Origin of the sequence: Nostoc sp. ChiVER01 (genome assembly GCF_034531155.1) — a bacterium.
GTDB lineage: Bacteria > Cyanobacteriota > Cyanobacteriia > Cyanobacteriales > Nostocaceae > Nostoc.
On the sequence record NZ_JAVRBS010000001.1, the window covers coordinates 380,818 to 406,821 of the forward strand.

Genomic DNA, 26,004 nt, shown 5'->3' on the forward strand with positions numbered 1-26,004 from the left:
CCCACCTTGATTTTGTGTTGACACAGGTAACGAATGCCCTGCTCTACTGCTAACAGTACCTCCAAGCTCGGCAGTAAGCGTAATCGAGTTATAATGACACAGCACAAATGGCACAAACTTGTAAACCAACGGGTGTCTGAATAATCACAGATTCTACACCAAATACTTGGGCGATCGCATTTGGTGTTAGAACTTCTTCAGGTGTACCAACTTCCCAAATATGACCCTGTTTTAATAATGCAATGCGGGAACTATATCGGGCCGCTAGATTGAGTTCATGTAAAACTGTGATAATAGTTAATCCCTGCTGCTGATTCAGTTCTTTAAGCAGTTCTAATAGTTGCAATTGATAGTTAATATCTAAAAAAGTTGTCGGTTCATCTAATAGTAAAACTTTTGGTTCTTGCGCTAGTGCTAGAGCTAAAAAAGCTCGTTGCCTTTCACCACCTGAGAGATGTTCGATTAAGCGATCGCTAAATTTTTCTAATTGCGTTTTTTCAATTGCAGCTTCCACTTTGCCCCAATCTTGGGCGGTTAATTCCCATTGCCACCAAGATTGATGTGGTGTGCGTCCTAAGCTTACTAATTGTCGCACTGTTAAGCCAACAGGAACCGTTTGTTGTTGCGGTAATAATGCCAGTTTCTGTGCAACTAGATTTGGGGGCTGAGAGTGAATTGCTTTGCCATCAAGTAGCACTGTTCCCTGCTGTGGGGAGAGAATACGACTCAGCAATTTGAGTACAGTAGATTTACCTGAGCCATTAGCACCAACTAAACTCAACCATTCTCCTGTTTGCAGAGTGAGATTAATATTTTGAACAATTGGTACTAATGTGTAACCGCCTGTGAGGTTTTGCAGTTCGAGTGGCATTTCAAATATTCAAAAATTAGAAACTTAATTTTACAGTGAGTTGATTATTTAGAAAGCTTTTCACTCTGTCCCCAATCCATTGGGCAACGGGAGCAATGCGATTTTGTGAGGTGGGCAAGCAGGGGAGGAAAAATAAATTAAGTGTATTTTGAAGTATTTATAGTAGCGCATGTTACTAAATTCTCTCTTTACTCTCCCTGTTCCCCCTGCTTCAAAAAGCGATGATCTCACATTTTCGCGTTGCTCCACTGGGCAACTTTATCAGGAGACACTCCTTCACTAGTTGCCCAAGTAGCAAAGGTGTGACGTGTGTTACAGGGTTTAAGGGAATAGGGCAACGTGTCCTTACTTATTGCCGCACAATAAGCCAAACCGAATTAACCCACGCTGATAACCGCGACGCATTAATCCCAGTGATAATGCCCCTTGGATGGTAGTCCAACCAGCATTTAGTAAGCCCCAAAAGGCTTGGGGAGTGAATGCGGAATCAATCACCACGTTCCAAAAAGGGGCAACAGCAGTTGACCAATCGGCGGTGCGGATATTATGTAATGGTAGTTGATGTGCGATCGCTTCGTACTCTGGCAAAGAAATCACATAAGGCAAACAATACACCCGATAAATATCCTGCAAATGCTTTTCCTCATCCGCCGTTAGTGGCAACTCATCAGTTGATCGATGACACCAAGTCACCATAATTAACTTGCCACCAGGCTTCAATACTCGGTAGCACTCCTGGAGAAACTTGGTTTTATCTGGCATGTGTTCACCGCTTTCTAGCGACCAAACCAAGTCAAAAGAATCGTCAGCAAAGGGCATTGCTTGAGCATTTGCGACTTGGAATTCTGTTCTCAAACTCAAATTAGCTTCCATTGCGCGTTCCGTTGCTCTGGCGGCTTGTACAGGACTCAGTGTAATGCCTGTAGCCTTAGCATTAAACTTTTGTGCTAGGTATAAAGAACTGCCGCCAATACCACAACCCACATCTAGGATATTGTCTGCGGTTTGTACCCCTGCCCAATTCAGCAGTTCTTCGATTAAATCAATTTGAGCCTGACGGCGGTCTTTTTTCTGGGTGCCATCAGCGCCGTAATAGCCGTGGTGCATGTGTTCGCCCCAAATCTGTTCCCACAGACCAGAGGAAGCATCGTAAAATTGCTGAATTTGCTGGTAAAGTGTTGCGCTCATGAAAAAAGCTGTGTTAAGACAAAGCCGAATTAAAAAAAACATACACATTAGGCTACCATGTGTGTTTTTAATTAAAATAGGTCTTTTGGTTTGCAGGGATCATAAACTCCGGTTTTTCTTCTCTGGAAAATTTTACTGACTTTACCTTAATAAGCTGCTTTTGCTCTCATTTGCATACCGGATGTTTCCTGGATGCCTAGCATGATTGAGTTTTTGAATTTTAAATAATTATGACTGTTGCTCGCACAATTTGTTTGGGATTTATGGCTGTCATTGCTGTGGGCACTATCCTGTTGATGATGCCTTTTTCAGTTAACAATGGTACGTGGAATAACCTTATTGTGGCGCTATTCACATCTACATCCGCAGTTTGTGTCACAGGCTTATCAGTAGTTGATCCTGGTACTTATTTTTCCTTTTGGGGTCAGTTGTTTATTGCCCTATTAGCTCAGATTGGCGGATTGGGCTACATGACAACTACTACATTTCTGATTTTGCTCATTGGTCGAAGGTTTGATATGCGGCAAAAAATAGCTATTCAACAAGCTTTAGACCGACCGGGGATGAGTGGTAGCGCCCAGGTTATTCGTTCAATTATTGCCACAACTTTAATTTTTGAAATTACCGGGATATTCTTACTCTTACCAGCTTTTGTTCCTGAATATGGATGGAGCAAAGGACTGTGGTTAGCAATTTTTCATAGTATCAATGCTTGGAATAATGCTGGTTTTAGTTTATTTAAAGATAACTTAATCAGCTACCAATCATCCTTCTTAGTAGTCTTCACTATCACAATGTTAATTATCTTTGGGGGAATTGGGTATCAAGTAATTTTGGAAATGTACCTCTGGTTGCGCGATCATATTTTTAAAAAATCTATTAAAAACCAAATATTTTCTCTAGACTTTAAAGTTGCAACCAGCACAACTGTTATATTATTATTAATAGGATTTGTTGCATTTTTTTGTATAGAAATCAGAAACCCTGAAACTTTTGGTTCTCTAAATTTAAGCGACCAGATATTAGTAGCTTGGTTCCAATCAGTTACTCCTAGAACTGCTGGTTTTAACACCATCGATATTGGCAAAATGACCAGTGCTGGTCTATTTATTACGATTGCACTAATGTTTCTTGGCGCAAGCCCAGGTGGTACAGGAGGAGGATTGAAAACAACAACCTTGAGAGTGTTGACTAGTTGCACTAAAGCTATTCTCCAGGGGAAAGAAGAAGTTTTATTGTATGATCGCAAAATAGCAATATCTTTAATTTTGAAAGCTGTGGGTGTGTTGGTGGGTTCAGTCGCGGCCGTAATTTTAGCTACGATTTTAATAAGCCTCACAGATCCAACATTAGATTTTATTCAAATTTTGTTTGAAGTAGTATCAGCCTTCGCCACTGTAGGACTTTCTACAGGCATTACAGCAAGTATTTCTACAACAGCAAAACTCATCTTAATTGTCACGATGTACGTTGGACGAGTAGGTATTTTACTTCTGATGTCTGCTGTACTAGGAGATCCACGTCCTACCAGAATTCACTATCCTGAAGAAAATTTACTCGTGGGATAGTTAGAAAGAGGGTAAGTAACAAGAAGTGGGGAGGAGAATAATTTTGACAACTAACAACTGCTAATGACTAAACTGATAACATATACATTTGAAGGCAAAAAATAAAATTTTTAATTCAAGCGGTATAACCGTTTTTTGCCCTAAATACAGGGAGCCATAATAAGGATAACAACGGTGAATCTGTCATCATTAAGTTTTTTTCGCAGTTTACGTAAAGATAACCACCAATTTGCTGTAATTGGGTTAGGTCGCTTTGGTAGGTCTGTCTGTTCCACGCTGCACAATTTTGGTTATCAAGTACTGGCAACAGATATTGATGAAAAACGAGTTTCAGAAGCATTAACTGAGGGAATCGTTGGTCATGCTTTGCAACTAGACTCCACAGAATCAGCCGCACTCAAAGAAGCTGGAATTTTTGAATTTGATACTGTAATTGTAGCGATTGGCAACTACGTTCAGGAAAGTATTATAACTACCCTAAATGTGAAAGAAGCTGGTGTACCCCACGTCGTAGCCAAAGCTTCTAGTGAAGTTCACCGTAAACTGTTGCGGCGAGTAGGAGCAGATCATGTTGTTTTTCCTGAGTATGAAGCTGGTTGTGCCTTAGCGCGTACACTTACCAAACCAGCAATCTTAGATCGGTTTGATCTAGACCCAGATAACAGCATTGTAGAGTTGATTGTACCTGATGAATTTCACGGCAAAACAATTACTGAGCTTCAACTTCGTAACCGCTACGGATTAAATTTGCTAGCAGTGAGCCAGGATGGTAAATTTATAATTAATCCTGACCCTACAAAACGTTTAGAGCGTGGATCGGCAATGGTAGTTATTGGCTGCAACAAAGATATCAATCGTTTGCCGATTTAAAAAAGTTAGGAGTTGAGAGTTAGGAGTTAGGAATTATTAACTATCAAGAACCTATCCCACTAATAATATTTGTGCTACAAAGCTTAAGTTAATTGAGAACTGAAAACGAAAAATCAAGGTTTTCAAGCACATTTTACGAAAAGAAGTAGGGATTTTTAGAATAGTGGGATAGGTTCAAGGAAAATAAAAGCGCCAGTTTCCAGAATTGATGCTAAATTCTGACGCCTGGCGTATGACTTGTTTTTTTATTTCTAACTCTGAGTTTTTTATTGTCCAGGACTTGTTAAAATAGGCTGGAATTCAATTGAGGCAGGCACATTGCCAGGGTTCGCTGGAGTTTCTGGTTGATTTGGCGTTTGTCGCTTAAGTGTTTGTATTAAATTATTTGTAGTAGCTGTTTGACTGGGTTGAGGCTGCTGTTGTCCAATTTTCTGGGCAATTTGCTGCATTAGCTGCTTAATTTTTTCAGCTTGTTCAATATTCCCTTGCTCACGATACTTGTTATGGGCATAGTTCAAGACTCTACTAGCTTTTTTGATGTCGCCCTGATTATATAAAGTGACTCCCAAGTTATAGTAGGCTGAGGCATTTTTCGGATTTAGGCGAATAGCTTGCCGATAAACGGAAATAGCCTCATCAGCTTGACCATGAATTGCTAGCAAATTTGCCATATTGTTGTAAGCTGTGGCATTTTTAGGATCTAGCTGCAAGGCTTGGCGATAACTGGCGATCGCAGGCTCAATTTGACCTTGTTGTTGCAAGGCGATCGCTAAGTTAAAATAAGCGTTGGCGTTGCTGCTATCTAGATCAATTGCTTTTTGGTATGTTGCGATCGCATCCTCAAGTTGCCCTTGTTCATACAACGCTAAACCCAAATTATACAGCGCTGCTGCCCTTGTGGGATCTATCACAAGACTCTGGCGGTAAGCTATAATTGCTGCCTCTTTTTCTCCTTGTTGGTGCAACACTAACCCTAAGTTGTAATAAGCTTCGCTAAAGTTGGGATTAGCTTTAATCGCCTCTGTATATTCTTGTAAAGCTACATCTAGGCGATTTTGCTGCATAAATATATTACCCAAAAAATTTCGGGCTGCTGCAAGACTTGGATCTAGCTGCAACGCTTGGCGAAAGGCATATTCTGCACCTTGTAAGTCTTGGCGGTTATAGCGCGTGACTCCTTGCTGAAAAAAGCTCGCTGCCTCAAGATTTTGAGAAACTGCGGTTTCTGCTAGCACCTTACTTTCTGCAAAATTAGTAATTGCCGATGCAGCCAAGACTAAAAACGCAGAGGAAGCAAACAGAAGTTTGAGCAAAGATTCTTGCTGAACAGGGCTTCGGTGAAATGTCACCTGAAATAACCAATGTAACCACTGTTCCAGTTGAGATTTTTTAGACATGAGTGCCAGACCTGTACTTATGCTTGGATCGTTATAAGTCAGAGTACCCACCACAGCATGAGAAATTACAAATCAAAAACACCCTTATTAATAAATAAATTTAAACTAACTGCTCTTTTACTTTTACGCCATCTCTCTTGACTATATAAGCTGGAACACCGACAACAACACAATTTTTGGGAACATTTTTGACTACAACTGCATTCGCACCCACTTTGACATTATCATCTATAGTTATTTTACCAATCACTTTTGCTCCTGCACCGATGCTGACATTGTTACCAATTATGGGAGATCCCTTAGTGTTATAGCCGATTGTCACCTGTTGGCTAACCGAGCAATTTTCACCAATACTTTCTGCTGAAATTACTGTACTGAATCCATGTTGAATAAATAGCCCAGAACCAATATTAGTAGAGTAAATAAAAAGCGATGGACATGGTTTATATAAAATTTTGAAAACCTGCGTCAGAATAAAGCCAATCGTGTCATCCTGCTTAATTCTGTGATAGTAAATATTTCTAAATTCTAGATATTTAGAAAGAAAATATAGCAAATTAACCCAGTCTGCACTAGATTCCTTCTTATCATCAAGTCTCTTTATCCATTGATTCACATCTAAAATAATTACCTCTTTATTTTTACTTAAGAGAAACAAGATGAGCATGGGAGCAGTTAGGATCTGTCGAATAGTTTGGGCAAACTTAATTATGAAATCACGCATAACCTGACCTCACACTGGATATGATTATTATCTAAACAAATTAAAAGTTGCTGTTGTTCAGCAACTCTAAACATAATATCCTGAAACTCTACAGTTTCATACTTGAACGAAATTATGGTCTTCGGCAGAGTAGAAATCTAGTTTTGGAGATTAATCAATTGGTGTTCTTGATAGCTGACGGTAAAATTAGCATTGCATCGCCGAATGAATAAAAGCGATATCCAAAAGCGATCGCTTCGTTGTATATATTCAATAACCGTTGTCTGCCAATTAGCGCACTTACCAACATCAGCAAACTGGAACGCGGCAGGTGAAAATTAGTAATTAAACCATCTACCACCCGCCATTGATAGCCGGGATAAATAAACAGGTCTGTTTTGCCGCAAAATGGTTGTAAATTCCCAGATTGAGCCGCCCCTTCTAAGGCCCGTATTACTGTTGTTCCTACAGCAATAATTCGACCACCAGCTGCTTTAGTAGCGCGGATTTGCTCTACTGTAGCGGCGGGGACTTCAATCCATTCTTCGTGCATCTGGTGGGTAGTTACATCCTCCACTTCCACAGGGCGAAATGTCCCTACACCAACGTGTAGCGTTATAAAAGCTTGATGGATATTGCGATCGCGCAACTTTTGTAATAATTCTGGGGTAAAATGCAATCCTGCCGTCGGAGCTGCGATTGCTCCTGGTTGTTTAGCATAAACTGTTTGATACTGCTCATCAGCAGCTTCTGAGGTAGTGATGTATGGTGGTAGCGGCACTTCACCAAATACCTCTAACAGTTGCACCAAAGATTTTCCCTCTGGCACATCGAATTGCAACAAACGCCCCCCGGTTGCTGCGTCTGTTTCTAGAACCGTAGCCGTGAGTTGGGGACTGGAGACTAGGGACTGGAGACTGGGGACTAGGGAAGAATCTTCCCAATCCCCAATCTCTAATCCCCAACCCCCAGTTCCTCCTTGCCTTGCTTCAAAAATAATTTTCGCTCCCTGTTTGAAGCTTTTTCCCGGCTTAACTAAAGCTAACCAACAGTTATACTGCCGCTCTTCCAACAGCAACACTTGGATTTTACCACCAGTGGATTTATGACCATAAAGCCGCGCTGGAATGACTCTTGTATTGTTCATGACCAACAAATCATTAGAGCGCAGCAGTATAGGCAAATCGCGGAAAATGTGGTGCAAGGGTGGTGTTTCGATGCCCGTAGTCGGAGAATCAACTACCAGTAACCGTGAGCTATCTCTAGGAACTGCTGGGTTTTGGGCAATGAGTTCTGGAGGTAATTCGTAGTCATAGCCAGCTACCGAGCAATCTAATTCAAAATCTTTTTCTTGTGGGCGAGAGGTATCTTTCAAATTGGCTTCTACTAGTTTTTGGTTTATTTAGTATTTATACTCTCTTAAAAAAGCTTGTTTGAGCTTTCCCTTATATTGGAACTTTAAGAGATTTTCGTTTAGTTTCATCACTTGACTATAAGATGGGTACTATTAGGTAACACGGAAAAATTAACAAAAAAATTGGGTAAACCTCCCCATCAAAAAAGGGGGGCTTTTACCCTACCGGGAACAGGCAATGATTGACGAATATATATATGTAGGATTGGCTTTGATCCCAAGCACCAACAAACATGGAATACTTGTACTATCTGGCAAATGCCAGTCTAACCCTGAGGGTCGTTCAACACCTGCACGCTAGACCTCAGACACCAGTTTCTTTCGTCACCGTAATTCATCAAATTGATGGCTGGGTGGTTAGGATCAAACTCAAAGGTCAAGTCTCGCCCCAAGAAGATGGCGACTTTCGCGCTTTTCTAAATGAATTAGGAATTAGCTACGAACCGCCAATGAGGGTGCAGATGGCACTTTGGAGTTTGGAAGCCGGACAGTGCCCTGTGGACGTGATGCGTCGCTATCAGGTTGCGATCGTCTCTCATGGTAACCCAGAGAGAGATGAAATTGAAGCGTTCCGGCAACAGTTTGTCCGGGGCTTAGGCTACTGTCCAGAAACTTTGGCGTAATCCTATTTGGTTGTAACGCCACTACAAAATTATTGGTCATTGGTAATCAAAATATTTTATCGATTACCGATTAACCATTATCAATTAAAGAGTCGAAAGCTGCCAGAATGTATTCTTGCAGCTTAAACTTATATCCGGCAGCTGATGAAGTAGCTAGAGCTTCTTGGCTTGCTGTAACCATAGTCAGATTTTTTGATATCCTTTGACAGTAGACAATAGCAACATCAAATCGACAAGAATAATCTGCCTTCTCAGGGTACTGGGCTAAAAACATTCCAGCCGTCCGCGAGATTTTTGCTTGCTTTTGTGGGGTGATTGCGCTTCTTCCCCCTGCATCCCAACTACCTGAACTGCGGGTTTTGACTTCCACAAATGCTAGTAATGAGTGGGGAATGGGAAGTGGGGAGTGGGGAGTGGGGTATTCTTGCCTGCTGTCCTGCTCTTTCCCAGTTATTCCATGATATTCAGCAATAATATCGATTTCTCCCCAGCGACTAGAAAAGCGACGATGGAGAATAATCCAACCTGTAGATTGTAACCATTGGGCTACTAGGTCTTCTCCTAATTCACCAATATCTGGATAATGAGATGGAGGAAGGTTAGCCATTGACTAAAAATATCATGAATTCTATGAATTCTAGGTTAAGCGATGCTTGGGGCGGGCTACGCCTACGCATAACAGGTTCTAAGCAAAACTCATGCCGTACTGAGTTGGGGCACAAGTGTAAAACAGACCATAAGATTTGGGCAAGTATACTCAGCTTATTCCTTTGGGGAATAGTTGGCATCACCGCAACCGTCGGTTTTGCTCCCACAGCTTTGGCACTTGAATATAATAAAGAAATTTTGGTTGACGCTGATTTCTCAGGGCGTGATTTAACAGATTCCAGCTTTACCAAAGCTAATCTCCGCCAGAGCAACTTCAGCCACGCTAATTTGCAGGGTGTGAGTTTCTTTGCAGCAAATTTAGAGTCTGTGAATTTGGAGGGAGCTGATTTGAGAAATGCCACTTTAGACTCAGCTCGTTTAGTTAAGGCAAATTTGACAAATGCACTGTTAGAGGGTGCTTTTGCTGCTAACGCCAGATTTGATGGCGCAATCATTGACGGGGCAGATTTTACCGATACGCTGCTGCGTTCAGATGAGCAAAAAAAATTGTGCAAACTTGCCAAAGGAACTAATCCCATTACAGGACGAGATACGCGTGATACGTTATTTTGTCCTTAGTATTTTTTAGCTAGGAATTGGGAATTGGGGACAAGGGGAAAGACTTGTTGGAAGCTCTAAACTTTTGTCCCCTTGTCCCCTTGTCCCTTTGTCCCCATTCCCCACTCCCTACTCCCCATTCCCCATAATATATTGAGCAACTACCAACCACTAGCACCAATCTTTTGACAAACAATTTTCATTCCTTTGCCTGGTGAAGAACTTGCTACAAAAGGGATTTCTCCTTTTTCTTGATCCTCTTCAAGTAGCTGTCCTTCTGGCCCGTAAATCGCAATGCGATTGCGAAACAGCCGCGATTCATTGCAAGAGGCATCAAAGGTAGTCTCGAAGACGCCATCACCGTAAATCCCGTAAAGCTTGTATGTGGTGCCCTTAATAGTTTCCGTGTCTAGAGCTACGCTGTTTCCCAATTTATCATGCCCTACAGTGACATATCTTTCTGCATCTTGAGCGATCGCACTACCATTGCTCAACAAAATAGCGATCGCTCCCACCATGCCGCATATCTTAAAATACATACGCTTTAAAAATATCAAGATTTCATATATTTCTACCCGCAATTAAACTAGTTCTGGCACTGTAGAAGCACTGAAATCAAGATAGAGCGAGGTATTATACTACTGAGTAATACCTTATGAAAAGTGTAAAGCACTAAGTAAATAGCTGTAATACTTGTCAAAGTGTGAGTGAAACACTTGCTGATATTGCCATACGTTGTACACAATGCAAGAGTTACTGAGTCCAGCACTATACAAAGTATTTACGTAAAACAACCCGAAATGACTTGCATTGAGCAATCGAATAAGAGATGCTAAAAATAGCACCTTGTAAACTGTAGCGCTTGGTAATAGCAGAGCGCTAATAAAGATTAAACAACCACAAAATTCTTTTCGGTTACTGATAATCCAGCAGTAACTAAAGCAAATTGTACCTGAGTAAACTTAGACGCACTGCCATCAAGGTCAAAGAACAATCCACCAGTAGCGCTGTTGTAGATAAATCGCTCTTCACTACTAGTTGCAGATGTTCCGAGGGTAAACAGACTTGTCTCAAGTGTACCTGATGATAACCCACCACCAAAGCCAGCAGCTGATATCTGAATCAGTTCATTAGTCGCGTTGAAGTCATAAATAGTATCAATACTTTCATTGAAACTATTGAAAGCAAAGGTGTCAGTACCAGCTCCTCCAATTAGGCTATCATTGCCTTTGCCACCTGTGAGGGTATCATTGCCATTACCACCTGTAAGTGTGTTCTTACCAGACGCACCAGAAGCTGTAAGATAATCATTGCCATCGCCACCAGCTAGGAGATTATCGCCTGATGAATAGTCAACAATCAAGCGATCGTTACCTGCACCACCGTCGAGCGTGTTATTGCCAGAGACAGTATAAACTCCGTATGAGGAGTATAAAGAGGCTGAACCAGAGGCATCAAGAGAATCATTGCCATCGCCACCAGAGAGTAGGTTATTCCCTGATGAATAGTTAGTAACTAAGTTATCATCACCAGCGCCACCATTCAGGGTGTTCTTACCAGAGACAGCATCAAGATAAAACTCGCCTCGGTAGTCGTTGTAGTCGCCAGAGATACTAAGAGAATCATTCCCATCGTCGCCAGAGAGCAAATTATTACCATTTGAATGGTCAGCACTCAAGAAATCCTGACCTGCACCGCCGAAAATCGTATTATTCCCACCTGCCCCATTTATCGTATCGTTACCATTGCTCCCCACTATAGAATCATCGTACTCTGTACCTGAGATATTTAATTGTTCGATATTTTTGTAAGTAACGTGACTCGTGCCTGCTGTAATGGAGCCAGTGTTAGTAGTAGCATCGAATGTCGAAGTAATTCCGTCGCTAGTAGTATAATTATATAACGACAACAAATCGTTACCTAGCCCTCCATCGATGGTATCGTTGCCGCTATTGCCCCCGTGGAGCGAATCGTTGCCATTGCTGCCCACAATCAAGTCATTGTAGTCTGTACCGTAAATATTTAAGCCTTCGATATTCTTGTAAGTAACGTGACTCGTGCCTGCTGTAATCGAGCCAGTGTTAGTAGCAGCATCGAATGTCGAAGTGATGCTTTGGGTTGCACTATAGTAAGAGAACGATAAGTAATCGTCACCAGCGCCCCCATCTATTGTATCTTTTCCACTAACGCTCCCATCTATTTTATCATTGCCATTGCTGCCCACAATCAAGTCATCATACTCTGTACCTGAGATTTTTAATCCTTCGATATTCTTGTAACTAACCTGATTCGTGCCTGCTGTAATCGAGCCAGTGTTAGTAGCAGCATTGAATGTCGAAGTAATTCCCTCAGTAGTATAGATACACGAGACTTCCAATAAATCGTCACCTGTCCCTCCATCTACTGTTTGAGTTACTAAGTCAGAGGGGGAAGTATATAGAACCAAAGAGAAGGAATCATTGCCATCCCCTCCAGAGAGTAGGTTATTGCCAAACGTGCCATCAAACCTTCCAGAGTAGTCGTAGTAGCTAGAGACAAAGAGAGAATCATTGCCATCGCCTCCAAACAAGAGGTTATCGCCGCTTGAATAGTTAGCAATTAAAGTATCGTCACCAGCACCACCGTCGAGGGTGTTATTGCCAGAGGTGTCAAATCCGTATCTGTCAGAAGCGTAGCTAGAGGTACTAAGAGAATCATTGCCATCCCCTCCAAAAAGCAAGTTATCGGCTGTTGAATAATCAGCACTTAAGATATCATCACCAGCACCACCGTTGAGGGTGTTATTGCCAGAGGCGGCATTGGTATTTCCCCCGTCGTAGTCGATGTGAGTCCCAGAAGTGGAGAGATTATCATTGCCATCGTCCCCAGAGAGCAGGTTATTACCTGTTGAAGAGGTAGCACTCAATTGATCGTTACCAGCACCACCGTTGAGGATGTTATTGCTTGTTGAATAATTAACGTTTAAGTCATCGTTACCTTCACCGCCAAAAATTGTATCATCACCATAACTTGGATCGTTTCCACTACTGCCGCCAAAAAGATAATCGTTGCCATTAGTCCCCACAATTAAGTCATTGTAGGTTGTACCTCTGATTTCTAATCGTTCAATATTTTTGTAGTTAACCTGATTCGTGCCTGCTGTAATCGAACCAATGTTAGTGGTTGCATTGAATGTCGAAGTCATTCTCCCCGTAGCATTGGTATAATACGCTTGTAAAAAATCATCACCTTTCCCTCCATCTACTGTTTGAGTTACTAAGAAAGATGGGGCAGTAGATGAAGCCCTTAAAGAAAAGTTGTCATTGCCATCCCCACCAAAAAGCAGGTTATCGCCTGTTGAACCTTCAACACTCAAGTAATCGTTACCAGCACCACCGTTAAGGGTGCTATTGCCTGTTGAATCCTCAGCATTCAATACATCGTCACCAGTACCACCAACGAGGGAGTTATTGCCCGTACCACCAATTAGGGTATCTTTCCCTGCACCACCAATGAGAGTGTCATTTCCCGTACCACCCCGTAGCAAGTCGTTGCCACTTTTGCCGTCGATTTTGTCATTACCGCCCTGACCATTCACTACATCATCTGAGTTGTCTAAACCCGTAATGTTGTTGGAGAGGTCATTGAGGAAAGTTACCGTGTTTTTGCTGTTCAGTTTAGTTTTAGTGGAGTTGGCATCAAAGACATCAAAACTGTCGGTAATACTAGTTTGCCCATTAAACAGGATATTGCCAATCGCTGGTGTTGCACCAGTTGCTTTCTGGTTCTCCAAATTTTCTAATTTGAAGTTTTGCAGAATGACTATGGTTTCACCTACCCCTTCAAAGGCAATTTCCAAATTGCTGCCATTCTGGGTAAGCAGCAAATTTTCGGCACGAAAGAAGTCATAGCCCTCGAATTTTAGGGTGTCCACTTCGGCAATGACTGCTGCTGTTGGGTTTGTTCTTTTACCGACGCCACCGAAATCGGTGATGGTATCAGTGCCGTTGAACACGTCAACAAATTTAAACTTATCCTTGCCACCACCACCAGTCAAAGTATCGTTGCCATTAGTAGCTGTGATGGTATCGTTACCTGCAAGACCGTTAATCGTATCCGCTAACTCGCTGCCGACTAGCGTATCATTACCTTTGGTTCCAATTATATTTGCCATAACTTTTACTATTTAAATCAATTTTTTCAGGAACTTAAGTTGTCAATTTGCTATAAGTGCTATTTTCGGGCACCAAAATCCGCCTCAAGGGTGATACTTGCGGTATAATCTAGTACACTAATTCGATACTTACTGAAATTTTTGGTTTCGGTTTAGGAGTGTTATTGAGCCAACCCTCTTGCATTTAACAGAGGTTGATTGAGGAATTATGCAAGAGCCGAAGAATCGTTTCTTCTAAGCTCGACTTTATCCATTTTTTGACAATACTCAAGCTGACGCTAAAACCTTTGTAGGACACTAGCTTTACTTTTTCGATTTCAGGGTGAATCAGTGAGATGGATAAAGTTTTTGCCAAAAAGCTAGGGTTTTTGCTCTATAAGGAGAACCAAGTTATTAATTTTGATAAAGCAGCTAAAGATATTGATAGAGCGATCGCACTCCACCAAAGTAAAATACCTCCAAATTTATCTCACACTCTTAAACCATTCAGTAATTCCCTGAGCGATCGCATTTGCCGTTTTCTTCTGTACCTCTAGGTTAACTATCTGCTCAAATTCATCGGGATTGCTCATAAAACCCAATTCCAACAACACTGATGGTGCAGCAGTTGGACGTGTCAGCGCCAAGTTATCCCAAAACACACCATAAGAAGGTTTGCCGATTTTTTTAACTACATATTTCTGTAAATACATTGCTAGGTTGTGGGCTTGGGGTTGATACCAAAAAGCGGCGAATCCCTTGGTTTTTTCGGCATCGCCATCATCGGGTAAGGAATTGTGGTGTATCGAAATAGCGATCGCAGGTTCTTCTTGACTAATAATTGCTTGACGTTCTGCTAGAGAAAGTTCGCGATCGTCCTCCCGTGTCATCACTACCGTTGCTCCTCGCTTCACCAACTCATCCCGCAGCAACTTGGATACCACCAAATTTAAATCTTTTTCTAAATATCCAGTTGGGCCACTGGCACCAGTTTCTTTACCTCCATGCCCTGGATCTAGTACAATCTTGAGATTAGCTAAAGGCTTGCGTCTTGTGTTACCAATTTTCGGCGGATGACGCAAAGCTAAAACCAGGGTTGTACCGTCGTATCTCAGCTTATATCCCCACTGTTGAGCTTTTTTGAGGTTAAAGGTGTATTTTACTTGTTCTGGAGCCTCCTGTTGCCAATCTAGGCGAGAAATTAGGGGGTCATCATCCAGGCGAATAATGTCTGTTTGGGCAGTGGTATTGTAGAGAGTGAGAGCGATCGCACCCTCACTTTGTTGCACGCTCACAGGTACGGGAACTTGTAAGGGGAAAACTATCTCTGTCGCACCAGGGAGTTGACGGTATCCGACACTGCGAATTATTGTCTGTGGCGGAACTGCACCAGGGAGAATGCGGGTTTCTTTACTATTAATCCAAGCGCCATAGTCTAGGCGCAACCATTCACCTTCTCTACCTGTTACTGTCGCGCGTGTGCCTTTGGGCAGTGGTGTAAGTCGGGAATAATCGGTGCTTGGGCCAGTGCGAGCAACGCCTGACTCTACTGTAACCTCAGAAACTGGCAACTCTGCTCTTGAAAGGATTTGAATTTTACCAGTCCCTGGTTGAGTTGTCGTCTTGCCATTGAGTGTCAGTTGAAATTGAGGTTGTCCCAAATTGGCGGCTGTTGCCACAGTGGTGCAACCTTTATAATTGCCTACGCTAGACTGGGCATAAGGCTGATTTTGCCCTGTCAAAGCTGCCAAATTATTTGGTAGTTGTGCCTGTTGAGGTTGGAGTGAAAGGGCAATAGTTTGATTAGCCAACTTGACAGATACGCTAGCGTTAGGGGGTGCGATCCCTTCGGGGAGCTTCGCTAACGCGCTAAAACAAATTAGCTCTCCCGGTAGTCTGGCAATGTCAACTGCGGGAGCCAGGGAATCTTTAGCAAAGGCTAACCCCTGTGGTAGCTCAGGATCAGTGGGAAGCCTTGTCACTTTAATCTGGAGTTCTTGATTGTCGTGACGTACAGTAAAAAGATTTTCCCCCAATTGCAAGGGGAAACTAGGGGAAAAATGACCAGCTTTGCTGCGGGTAATTGGCTTACTATTGATCAAAACCTGACCATCTGGAGGTGCAGTTCCCAGAAAGAAGATTTTTTGGGAACTTGTCTGGTAGCTTGTTTCGGGAAAAACGACTTTAAGAGATGGCTCTGCCAATGCTACAGAGGAGGTGACAATACAGCCTAATATTACTAATCCTAAAAGGTTTTTCACAAGCTCAATCACAGAAGATTACACCACAACAACTGTGGCACAATGGCGGGATGTATTTTTAGAAGTTGTTTAAAATTCAAACTAGTATGACTAAGTTTATTTTTGTAACTGGGGGCGTAGTTTCCAGTATTGGTAAGGGCATTGTAGCAGCAAGTCTAGGGCGTTTGCTCAAGTCGCGCGAATATTCCGTGTCGATTCTCAAACTTGACCCTTATATCAATATCGATCCTGGCACAATGAGTCCCTTTCAGCATGGGGAAGTATTTGTTACTCAGGATGGTGCAGAAACAGATTTGGACTTAGGGCACTACGAACGCTTTACCGATACCTCAATGTCGCGTTTGAATTGTGTAACGACTGGCTCGATTTACCAGGCAGTTATCAATAAAGAGCGGCGCGGAGACTACAATGGCGGCACAGTACAGGTTATTCCTCATATTACTAATGAAATAAAAGAACGGATTCTGCGAGTTGCTAAAAGTACAAATCCATCTGTAGTAATTACAGAAATTGGCGGTACGGTGGGAGATATTGAATCACTACCGTTTTTGGAAGCAATTCGCCAGTTTCGCAAAGAGGTAGGAAGGCAGAATGTGCTGTATATGCACGTAACTCTGGTGCCGTGGATTGCTTCTGCGGGTGAAATGAAAACGAAGCCAACACAGCATTCAGTTAAAGAACTCAGATCCATTGGCATTCAACCAGATATTTTAGTTTGTCGGAGCGATCGCCCCTTACCCAAGGGATTAAAACAGAAATTGTCTGGATTTTGCGATGTGCCGGAAGAATGCGTCATCACCTCCCAAGATGCCAAAAGTATCTATGAAGTACCCCTAAATTTAGAACGGGAAGGAATGGCAGAACAAGTGCTGAACTTGCTGCAAATGGAACAGCGCAAACCAGATTTGACGCAGTGGCAAACCTTGGTACAACGGTTACATAGTCCCAAGCATGAGCTAGAAATTGCCATTGTTGGTAAATATGTGCAGTTAAGTGATGCTTATCTATCTGTAGTGGAAGCATTAAACCATGCGGCAATTTCCACTTATGGCAAACTGCGCCTACGTTGGGTGAATTCAGAAGATTTGGAAACGAAACCGCCCGAAACTTATCTTGAGGGTGTCGATGGGTTAGTTGTGCCAGGAGGTTTTGGAGTTCGGGGAGTGGATGGCAAAATTGCCGCGATTAAATACGCCCGCGATCGCCAAATTCCCTTTTTAGGTTTATGCCTGGGTATGCAATGTTCTGTGATTGAATGGGCCCGGCACGTAGGGGGATTAACAGGTGCTAATAGTGCTGAATTTGACCCTCATACATCTGATCCAGTAATTAATTTATTGCCAGGACAGCAGGAAGTGGTGGATTTAGGGGGTACAATGCGCTTAGGGCTATATCCTTGTCGTGTTCTTCCTGATACACTAGCTTTCAAGCTTTATCAAGAAGATGTAATTTATGAACGACATCGACATCGGTATGAGTTCAACACTGCTTACCGCGATTTGTTGTTAAAGTCTGGCTATGTAATCAGTGGTACTTCTCCCGATGGACGCTTAGTTGAAATTGTGGAATTACCCAAGCACCCATTCTTTCTTGCTTGCCAATTTCACCCAGAATTTCAATCACGCCCCAGTAGCCCTCATCCTTTATTTAAAGGATTTATTCAAGCAGCGATCGCTCTTTCTCTTTCAACTTTAGGTACACCAACACCATTGGAGGTTTCATAAAAATTGATAATTAATTGCAACATTACCTTAAGGCTTCAGTAGACTTGGATATACAGGGTGCATCATTGGTAAATTTCGGACTTGGGGAGATGTTGTGGCGTACTGGGTGAAAATCCTTTACGAAAGGAGAGAATATGTAGTGAATTTTGAACGTGTCCATGCTTTTTGTTATGAACTGAACGGCAGGGTTACTTTTTGGTTACCCGATAGTGCCATTCCGATAGTGATTAACCCACAAAATAGCTTGGAAGATTATCAAAAGATCCTCAATTATTTAGAATGTGTGACTGGATTGGAATTAGATCATGCCCACTGGGTAAAAATCTATTACGATAAAAACGAATATGTAATTAATCTCAACTGCATCAGTTCTTTTTGTCATGAACCGAATGGCAGGATAACTTTTTGGTTGCCAGATGGCACTATTCCCATCATCATCAACCCTGTGAGTAATCCTGAATCTTATGAAAAAGTTGTAAAATACGTTAAGAAAGCAACTGGATATTCTTTGTCTTAGTATTACAAATTACAAATTACGTTATCGTAGCGGGGCGTAGCCCATTACGAATTACAATTAATTCTCCAAGGCGCTTTAATACACTAAGTACTTGGTGTAGTTCTGAATCACGTTCAATTGATAGCGCATAAGAACGTGCATACCAAGGATGTTCTTGTTGAATCAATTTAACAAAAACAAATTCTCTACCGTTGATTAGTAAACCAAAAGTTGGTTGTTCAGGATTTGGACAATCAAGCATATATGCGAGTGCTTGAGGTAAGGCTGTCATCACATCAAATTTACTGCTTTTAGATTCGATGACAAGTACCCAAAAACGTTTTTGGATGACAAGAACATCAATGTTTCCTTTAACGATAAAACTCTCGTCTTCAGCAGAAATCTCAACAGAAGTCTCGGTTTCAATCTCAAAAGGAGGTTGATAAAATCCAGCTAAATCGAGTAAAGGAGATAGCACTACCATCTTTACTGCCTCTTCTGACATTAGACGGTGCTTATTCAAGTTTAAATAGTTACTTTTTACTCGCGCCATCGCTTGCTTTTCACCATCAGTCAGAGTTGGTAAATTTTCTGTCCACTCTGGAAAAAAGTTGATGTCTGTGGCAAGTTGCAAATTAAATTTTTCTTCTAATTCGTAAAGACTGATATCTCTAGCTGAGATTGTTTGAACCATCATTTAAAATTCCGAATAGTGTTGCCACGCCAACTTTGCTGCACCTACTATCCCAGCAAAATTACCTAACTCGGCAGGCAATATTTGTAAACCCACCCGTGATAAAGGCTGAACTCGCTTCTCAATTTCTGCCTTCACTGCTGGTATGAAGAATTCAAAGCTGCCACTTATACCACCACCAATGACGATCGCTTGCGGTGTGAGTACATAAATTAAACTCGTCAAACCAATCCCCAAATATCTACCATATTCTTGCCAAAAAGTCAATGCTGCGCTATCTCCTTGTTGAGCAAGAAAACCCAATTCGACGGGTTCCTTAAGAGTGCGACGGCGAATTGCAGTAGCACAAGCATATTGTTCCAAAGAGCCTTGATTGCCACTATTACAAATTGGGCCATCAGGATTTAATGAAATTAAACCTAATTCTCCGGCGGCTCCTTGATGTCCAACAAATAGTTTGCCATCAAGGATAATTGCGCCACCAACCCCAGTACCTAAAGTTAGCAGAATCAGATTTTGAAAATGGCGACCGGCTCCCAGCCAAGCTTCTCCCAAAAGAGCGCAATTAGCATCATTAGCGATCGCAGTCGGTTTGCCAGTTTTCGCTTCTAACCAGTCTGCTAAAGGCACATCGATCCATCCAGGTAAGTTAATAGCGATTTTAGCAATGCGTCTTGCTGCATCAGATGGGCCAGGAGTACCAACACCAATAGCAACAGCTTGATTATCTGGATCAATTTGAGCGATCGCATCTACGATCACCGCCAGCACAGCCTCTGGCGTTGTCGGTTGGGGAGATGCCACAGTCAAAGATAAGAGACAAGTACCATCAGATGCAAAACGCCCCAGCTTAATTGCCGTTCCCCCCACATCAATGCCAATTACTTGAATTTTGTCATTTGTCATTTGTCATTTGTCATTTGTCATTGGGCATTGGGCATGGGGCATTGGTAATTGCTGAATAGTTATTCCCTATTCTCTATTATTGGGCGCGAGTTGTTTTCATCCCCGATCTGTTCGCGTAGTGTCTTTGCTTGGGAGAAGACGCGCAGCTTTCAACTCTGATTTTTGTAAATTAGCAAAAGTCGTGCTGCGGAAAGTCGATTGCTCTTGCCAACCTGTAACTGGCGCACCTCTTAAGATACCAGCAAGCGCAACGGAAAGGATAAACCCGCCAGTAGCGGCAGCAATTAACGTTAGATTATCTTTCATACAAATCTCTCTATTGTTTATTTGTCATTTGTCAGTTGTCCTTTGCTAATGACTAATGACCAATGACTACTTTCGGATTCTATTTTCTCTTCGTAAACGGGGATTGACAAATTCATTTAACCCTTCACCAAGTAGTGATAACCCTACCACCATGAATGTCATGGTTAAACCAGGGAAAAGTGTAGTCCACCAAATGCCAGTAGGTAGAGCTTCTAAGGCTTGTTTTAAATCATGTCCCCATTCTGCCACTTCTTCGGGAAGTCCTAGCCCCAGAAAACCCAAACCGCCCAATACCAAAATCGCATCAGCAGCGTTGAGTGTAAATAAGACGGGTACACTTTGAATGACGTTGAAAAATAGATAACGAGAAAGCACAACCCAAGTAGAAGCGCCCATTGCTTGAGCAGCTTCGATGAACACTTCAGTTTTCACGCTCACGGTGTGGTTGCGAACAACGCGATAATATTGGGGAATGTAAGCAATGCTAATAGCGATCGCTGCATTTAATATCCCACGCCCCACCACAAACGCCAGTGTTACAGATAGCAGTAATCCCGGTAGAGTGTAGATGCTATCCATAATAAACAGCAACACTTTATCCAATTTACCGCCGAGATAACCACTCAGCATCCCCAAAGGCACACCGATAATCATACTCAACGCTGTTGCTAAAATCACCACCTGTAAAGCAGCTTGAGCGCCAAACAATGTCCGGGAGAACACATCATAACCCAAACGACTAGTACCAAACCAATGTTTAGCTGAGGGTGGCTCGTGAATTGGATTAGAGAGAAAATCTTTTGGGTTTTGCAGCCATCCCCAAGCCTGGAATACGGGAGCGAAGAATGCCAGGAAGATGAAAAATAGGGTAATGGCTAACCCGATGAGCATGAGTTTTTGCGAAAGATTGAGACTATTGCCAAACTGTAAAAATGTCGGTAGTCGCCGTTTTGTAATGGCCATAAAGCGATCGCCTGGATCAAAGCTTGATACGCTGACTATTTTACATATCAGATAGGGGATTGCGTAAACATTCTGAATAAAAGTCCGACTCTTGAGCGCTTGTCATTACTAACATCTTTTAAAGTGACTGGGTGATAAAATCAGCAGCCCAACACATATCCTGTAATCGCAACCAGCCTCGCCATAAGGTCTGCCAACCGGATAGACCATCAGATTTGCGGCCAAGAAAACCACCCAAACGAGCGATCGCTAAAAAGAATTCACCCAGGGTCAACTCACAATTTGTTAACCCAAGACGAGCAACTAAGACTTTTAACATAATTGAAGGTATGTACTCGTGTGCCAAGAGCTGAGGATTGCTGCGACTAAGTTGGCGTAACTGTAATAATCTGACTGAAACTATCGCAAAAAATGGTAAACTCCCTTGCGAGTTGGCAGCTATGGCTGCACCGATAGCGTAGGCGTAGCCCGCCGCAGGCATCGCTCTTTGTGTACGACGACTGTCCCCTAACTTAGCATCTCCCCATTGTTCCACTGCCCACGTCTGGAGGTCTGTGAAATTTTCCAAATTCATACTCTGACTCTCATACACCCCTACTTCACTTTAAAAGATGTTGGTAATGACAAGCCTTATAAACCTACGGTGTACACACAAGTTTGAAATAGCTGATTGACTAAGGTTTTACCCCACCCTAACCCTCCCCTTATAAAGGGGCTACAGTGTATACACAAGTTGGAAGTAGCTGATAAATCTGGGTTTTACATACTCAGTGTTGAGTATGGTAAATTGCGTAGACGCAAAGCGGCTTGTCGCCAGACATCGCTAACATCTTTAGTCATTGATGCTCATAATGCTGGTTTGCTGGTTCATGTCTGGACTTTTCGCAATGAAGACTATTTTTTGCCACTAGACTTTTAAGGAAGGAAATTTCCAAAGCGAATTTGAACTATTTTTCAGCTTAGGTGTTAATGGTGTATTTAGTAACTACCCAGATATAGCAGTTTCCCACTCTACTGTTGAGTGGTAATTTGGTAGGGGAATAACAAATCACGGAAAAGTCACATGCTTTTACCTCAGTGGAAATCCTGTATAACAGCAATAACCTTGACTGCAATCAGTCTTATTGCATCCAAGTCGGCGTTGGCAGTATCGCTATATTCAGTTACCGACTTAGGCAGTCTTACAGAACAAGCCTACAGTTACGCTACAGGCATCAATGACTCAGGTGAGGTAGCCATTAATTCTTTGACAAGTTCTTTTTTTTACAGCAATGGTTCAGTTAAAAACATTAGTCCCTTACCTGAAGATAATCAACTTGCAGTATCTGGTATCAATAACTTGGGGCAAGTAGTTGGTAATTCGGTTCGTAGTAACAACTTTACTGGAAATAACCCTTTCCTATACAGCAATGATATCACCCAACGCCTTCCTATCCGAGACGCTATTCCTTATGCCATTAACGATCGCACCCAGATAGTCGGGGGAGCAAGCGGACTTGGGCCTTTTTTATACAGTAATGGTACAGCAACCAGCATAGGAAGTCCTGGTACTATTGCCTACAGTTTAAATAACTTGGGACAAGTAGTAGGCATTCTCAATTCAAGCACAGCTTTTCTGTACGAAAACGGCCAAACTACTAATTTGGGAACTTTGCCAGGTGACGCGTACAGCGTAGCAAATGATATTAATGACTCAGGACAAGTGGTGGGTGGTTCGGGACTTACTGGAGTAGACGATAGTAATGCTTTTCTGTACAGTTCCAACACGGGACTCCAAGACCTCGGTAGGTTACGTCCTACAGATTCATTCAGTCTTGGTGTGGGAATCAATAATTTGGGTCAAGTAGTCGGGTTTTCTGGCAGTAACAACAACTTTTTTGCAGCAGATGGCAATGGTTTGCGGGCTTTTCTTTATAGTGATAACACCCTGTACGACTTAAATGACCTGATTGCTCCTGGTTCAGACGCTGGCTTTACCTTGACAGCAGCATCTGCCATTAATAATAATGGCCAAATTGTCGGTCGTGGTGCAGTTAATGGTGAATTACGCGCCTTCCTCTTGACGCCAACCTCATCTGTCTCTGTACCTGAACCAACTTCAGCCTTTCCTTTTTTGTCGTTCGGTGGTGTTATAACTTTATTTGCAGCACTCAAGCGTAAACGTTACTTTAGCAGTGCATTCATACAACAAAAACTTTAGGTAAACAAAGCAATTACTTAAGAATAGGGATTGATATAATGTGTTGCAAAAGTCCCCATCTGCAACGAAGAGGCAGGGGGCAGGGGAAAATGACCCCTGACTTCTGCCGTGGAATAAATGGGGCAACATTTTTTTACGTCCCCCACTTCAAAAAGCGTGGTTTTCATTCAGGTGGGGTTAGAATCCCCTTTCTATTCTATCCCCCTTGCTCCCTGCTCCCTGCTCCCCTGCCTCTTTTTCAAGGTACTCCTAAGATGGGGATTGCATAAGCGTATTTGTTTTCACAAACTAGTCATAATCTGAGCCAATTGATTAGATAAATCAACTACAGAATCCTGGCATTTGTTAAATAAAACGCCAGCTAGAAAATAATAATCGCCAGAATAAAATGCCATGTTGTTTTTTCGGAGTTCTTCTATGTGGTTTTTTACCTTAGGATCAGAGCTATAGTAGCCGAACTGTAAAGGTAGTACCATGAAATTTTGAACGCAATATCCATATTCTTTTGCTAAGTTCAGGGTACTTGTTGGATTAGAAAAACTAGATATTAAAACCAACACATTTTCATAACCTAACGACAAAAGATCGTTGGTAACTGTGGCTCCATCCACGCCCCCAAATAAGAGTGGCATATAAATATCATTATCTGGTGCGGGGAGGTAAGGCGGATTGGCTACGAGATACTCGGCATTTGGTTGAGAAGAATTAAACAAAGATGAATTATGAATTATATATTTATTAGTGAGATTATATTCATCGATAGTTGAATTTGCGACTTTCCATGCAGAGGTATTTAATTCAAATCCTTGGATTACGCCATCAAAGTTATTTCTTAATAAGGAATTAATTACAGGGCTGCCATCTCCTGAGCCAAACTCCACAATAGATTCGTAATTTTTACAATTTCTGAAAACAAAATTTTCTAAGCAATTTGAGTAAAAATTAGATTCTTCAGGGCAAAAAAAGATATCTTTCATTTGACTGCACTTCAATGTGTAAGGTATAATCAATCTAGTATTAGGTTATTTAATACCTTGAGTTACAAGCCATAAACAACCGTTTCTTTAGTAAAGAAATCTTTGCTAAATAAATTGGATGTAGGGAAATTAGGAATAGTAATGATGTAAAAATGTGAAATTATAAACGTCAGAATAAATCTGCCATTTTTAATTTCTAATTTTTTAGATTTCTTAGATGAGTTAAACAGACTGTTTTGCTTCGCGTATCGATCGCACAACAGCAATACCCGCGCGATCGCTCATGAGTTTCTGCTGATCGTACCCAAGCAGTAATTCCCATGCATCATTGGGATATCGTTCTGCTAATGGCAAAGCCACATCATCTAACATCCAACGACCGTGGCGTTCATCTTCTCTGATGTGGAGTTCCCAATAACCCACCGCTACTTCTGAGAGTCCGAGTCGTTGTGCCGCCACCATATAATTTTTGTAAACCGCAGGGCCAGCCACCTCAAAATAGGTCAAACCGCCGCTATAACGCAGAAAATAGCGTTTGCGCTCAGTCACTAGAAAATTATGATTGGTAGAAGCCAAAACTTCCCAAGGTACTAAATCGAAATACGCCTCTGGTTCAGTGTTCATTCCGAACTCAGCAAGCATTTGGGCAAAAAATGTAGAGTGCTTGCGAGATAAACGACCATTGCCGTATTCTTCTATTAGTACTCGCATCAGCGTACACTGCACTTCATTAGCAACACCACCCAAAATGCGGGAAAGATGACTAGCTTCAACCAAGCCATCAAAAGATCCGATTGCTAGCAGGTGACGATAGCCAGATTCAGTCATTTCCTCACGAATGTAGCGGCTACTCTCCGACAAAAGCGGATCTAAATCGGCAGATGTGCGCTCAATTAGCGCTTGTTTTACATCTAATTGTTGCAGTGCAGCCACATCAAATTGTGCCAGTTCCCACTTCTGCCAAGCAGCTTCAATTTGGTCACGACATGAACACAAGTAAAGCGATCGCTCATTAGTATAATGCCGCAAATCGTCATACCAAAACAGCTTTAGCCGATTGATTCGATAAAGTATCCGTTGCAGAAAATTGTGAGCCTGTTCATCAGAGCGATCGTTTTTATAAGCAGACCGAATTGCTCTTGAAAGTGCCTGTTCAAACTCACTAGCTATTGCAGGTTTTACATCTAATTGATGATCCAAATCCTCCATTGCTAGCAGTTCTATAAATTGTTTCTCAGCACGGTCGTAGTTGGTAATTGTTCCTTCTTCTGTTTGCGTACTCTTTTTTGCAGCCCCAGCGTTAGGAAATATAACTAAATTGCTTTGCATGGAATCTTCGGTAGCATTGTAAAAGTGAGAAATAATTTTCACCTTTAATACTTAACTTCCCACACAGTAGCTTTCTCTACCTCTTTCCTTGGTTATAAAGAAAAATTAAGTCTAGGGGAACAAAGAAAAGGGACATTGGGCATTGGGCAATAGTTCTGCCTCCCCTGCCTCCCCTG

At 42.1% G+C, this 26,004-nt stretch carries 23 protein-coding genes and 1 pseudogene; 8 read left to right on the forward strand and 16 right to left on the reverse strand.

Features of this window, described 5'->3' with window-relative positions; translation table 11 throughout:
- Nucleotides 1-88: 88 nt before the first annotated feature.
- Nucleotides 89-871, reverse strand: a complete 783-nt coding sequence (locus RMY00_RS01390) for an ABC transporter ATP-binding protein (protein ID WP_322645845.1) — start codon at nt 869-871, stop codon at nt 89-91.
- Nucleotides 872-1,216: 345 nt separating this feature from the next.
- A complete protein-coding gene (locus tag RMY00_RS01395; protein WP_322645846.1) occupies nt 1,217-2,059 on the reverse strand; it encodes a methyltransferase domain-containing protein in 843 nt (280 codons plus the stop codon).
- Nucleotides 2,060-2,289: 230 nt separating this feature from the next.
- Here RMY00_RS01395 and RMY00_RS01400 point away from each other — a divergent pair, with 230 nt between their 5' ends.
- Complete coding sequence (locus tag RMY00_RS01400) at nt 2,290-3,627, forward strand: TrkH family potassium uptake protein (protein ID WP_322645847.1); 1,338 nt, start codon at nt 2,290-2,292, stop codon at nt 3,625-3,627.
- Nucleotides 3,628-3,801: 174 nt separating this feature from the next.
- Entirely contained in the window at nt 3,802-4,497 is a 696-nt protein-coding gene (locus tag RMY00_RS01405; RefSeq protein WP_322645848.1) for a TrkA family potassium uptake protein, read from the forward strand.
- Between the two features lie 266 nt (nt 4,498-4,763).
- Here the strand turns inward: RMY00_RS01405 and RMY00_RS01410 are convergent, their stop codons facing one another.
- From RMY00_RS01410 to queA, 3 genes are all read right to left on the reverse strand, one after another.
- Complete coding sequence (locus RMY00_RS01410) at nt 4,764-5,894, reverse strand: tetratricopeptide repeat protein (RefSeq protein ID WP_322645849.1); 1,131 nt, start codon at nt 5,892-5,894, stop codon at nt 4,764-4,766.
- A gap of 100 nt (nt 5,895-5,994) precedes the next feature.
- Nucleotides 5,995-6,618 (reverse strand): serine acetyltransferase, encoded by a 624-nt coding sequence (locus tag RMY00_RS01415; protein ID WP_322645850.1) that lies wholly within the window; start codon nt 6,616-6,618, stop codon nt 5,995-5,997.
- Between the two features lie 154 nt (nt 6,619-6,772).
- A complete protein-coding gene (queA, locus tag RMY00_RS01420; RefSeq protein WP_416212023.1) occupies nt 6,773-7,972 on the reverse strand; it encodes a tRNA preQ1(34) S-adenosylmethionine ribosyltransferase-isomerase QueA in 1,200 nt (399 codons plus the stop codon).
- 272 nt (nt 7,973-8,244) lie between these two features.
- Here queA and RMY00_RS01425 point away from each other — a divergent pair, with 272 nt between their 5' ends.
- Complete coding sequence (locus RMY00_RS01425) at nt 8,245-8,634, forward strand: hypothetical protein (RefSeq protein ID WP_322645851.1); 390 nt, start codon at nt 8,245-8,247, stop codon at nt 8,632-8,634.
- Nucleotides 8,635-8,704: 70 nt separating this feature from the next.
- Here RMY00_RS01425 and RMY00_RS01430 read toward each other — a convergent pair whose 3' ends face one another.
- Nucleotides 8,705-9,241, reverse strand: coding sequence for a YraN family protein (locus RMY00_RS01430; RefSeq protein WP_322645852.1), 537 nt, complete (start codon nt 9,239-9,241; stop codon nt 8,705-8,707).
- A 23-nt stretch (nt 9,242-9,264) separates the two neighbouring features.
- Between RMY00_RS01430 and RMY00_RS01435 the strand changes: the two genes are divergently transcribed.
- A complete protein-coding gene (locus RMY00_RS01435) occupies nt 9,265-9,861 on the forward strand; it encodes a pentapeptide repeat-containing protein (RefSeq protein ID WP_322645853.1) in 597 nt (198 codons plus the stop codon).
- 140 nt (nt 9,862-10,001) lie between these two features.
- On the opposite strand, the gene RMY00_RS01440 is transcribed toward RMY00_RS01435, so the two are convergent.
- The 3 genes from RMY00_RS01440 to RMY00_RS01450 form a co-directional block, all read right to left on the reverse strand.
- Nucleotides 10,002-10,379 carry a hypothetical protein gene (locus tag RMY00_RS01440; RefSeq protein WP_322645854.1) on the reverse strand — a complete coding sequence of 126 codons (378 nt, stop codon included), beginning with the start codon at nt 10,377-10,379 and terminating at the stop codon, nt 10,002-10,004.
- A gap of 350 nt (nt 10,380-10,729) precedes the next feature.
- Nucleotides 10,730-13,993 carry a calcium-binding protein gene (locus RMY00_RS01445; protein ID WP_322645855.1) on the reverse strand — a complete coding sequence of 1,088 codons (3,264 nt, stop codon included), beginning with the start codon at nt 13,991-13,993 and terminating at the stop codon, nt 10,730-10,732.
- 464 nt (nt 13,994-14,457) lie between these two features.
- Complete coding sequence (locus tag RMY00_RS01450) at nt 14,458-16,233, reverse strand: N-acetylmuramoyl-L-alanine amidase (RefSeq protein ID WP_322646017.1); 1,776 nt, start codon at nt 16,231-16,233, stop codon at nt 14,458-14,460.
- Between the two features lie 86 nt (nt 16,234-16,319).
- Here RMY00_RS01450 and RMY00_RS01455 point away from each other — a divergent pair, with 86 nt between their 5' ends.
- Both RMY00_RS01455 and RMY00_RS01460 read left to right on the forward strand, forming a co-directional pair.
- Nucleotides 16,320-17,957 (forward strand): CTP synthase, encoded by a 1,638-nt coding sequence (locus RMY00_RS01455; protein ID WP_322645856.1) that lies wholly within the window; start codon nt 16,320-16,322, stop codon nt 17,955-17,957.
- A 94-nt stretch (nt 17,958-18,051) separates the two neighbouring features.
- Nucleotides 18,052-18,474, forward strand: a complete 423-nt coding sequence (locus tag RMY00_RS01460; protein ID WP_322645857.1) for a hypothetical protein — start codon at nt 18,052-18,054, stop codon at nt 18,472-18,474.
- Nucleotides 18,475-18,490: 16 nt separating this feature from the next.
- Here RMY00_RS01460 and RMY00_RS01465 read toward each other — a convergent pair whose 3' ends face one another.
- From RMY00_RS01465 to RMY00_RS01485, 5 genes are all read right to left on the reverse strand, one after another.
- Complete coding sequence (locus RMY00_RS01465) at nt 18,491-19,147, reverse strand: type I restriction endonuclease subunit R (RefSeq protein WP_322646018.1); 657 nt, start codon at nt 19,145-19,147, stop codon at nt 18,491-18,493.
- Between the two features lie 3 nt (nt 19,148-19,150).
- On the reverse strand, nt 19,151-20,053 hold the full coding sequence (locus RMY00_RS01470; RefSeq protein ID WP_322645858.1) for an ROK family protein: 903 nt from the start codon (nt 20,051-20,053) through the stop codon (nt 19,151-19,153).
- 96 nt (nt 20,054-20,149) lie between these two features.
- Nucleotides 20,150-20,359: a hypothetical protein gene (locus RMY00_RS01475; RefSeq protein WP_322645859.1), complete on the reverse strand. Its 210-nt coding sequence runs from the start codon at nt 20,357-20,359 to the stop codon at nt 20,150-20,152.
- 66 nt (nt 20,360-20,425) lie between these two features.
- Nucleotides 20,426-21,322: an ABC transporter permease gene (locus RMY00_RS01480; protein WP_100901440.1), complete on the reverse strand. Its 897-nt coding sequence runs from the start codon at nt 21,320-21,322 to the stop codon at nt 20,426-20,428.
- Between the two features lie 118 nt (nt 21,323-21,440).
- Entirely contained in the window at nt 21,441-21,896 is a 456-nt protein-coding gene (locus RMY00_RS01485; protein WP_322645860.1) for a hypothetical protein, read from the reverse strand.
- Between the two features lie 246 nt (nt 21,897-22,142).
- On the opposite strand from RMY00_RS01485, the pseudogene RMY00_RS01490 reads away from it, so the two are divergent.
- Together RMY00_RS01490 and RMY00_RS01495 are read left to right on the forward strand one after the other, a co-directional pair.
- Nucleotides 22,143-22,350, forward strand: a pseudogene (locus RMY00_RS01490) (glycerophosphodiester phosphodiesterase family protein); the annotation flags it as partial.
- 35 nt (nt 22,351-22,385) lie between these two features.
- Nucleotides 22,386-23,522, forward strand: coding sequence for a DUF3466 family protein (locus RMY00_RS01495; RefSeq protein ID WP_322645861.1), 1,137 nt, complete (start codon nt 22,386-22,388; stop codon nt 23,520-23,522).
- Between the two features lie 281 nt (nt 23,523-23,803).
- Here the strand turns inward: RMY00_RS01495 and RMY00_RS01500 are convergent, their stop codons facing one another.
- A complete protein-coding gene (locus RMY00_RS01500; RefSeq protein ID WP_322645862.1) occupies nt 23,804-24,499 on the reverse strand; it encodes an SAM-dependent methyltransferase in 696 nt (231 codons plus the stop codon).
- A gap of 222 nt (nt 24,500-24,721) precedes the next feature.
- Nucleotides 24,722-25,828 (reverse strand): iron-containing redox enzyme family protein, encoded by a 1,107-nt coding sequence (locus RMY00_RS01505; RefSeq protein WP_322645863.1) that lies wholly within the window; start codon nt 25,826-25,828, stop codon nt 24,722-24,724.
- Nucleotides 25,829-26,004: the final 176 nt, after the last annotated feature.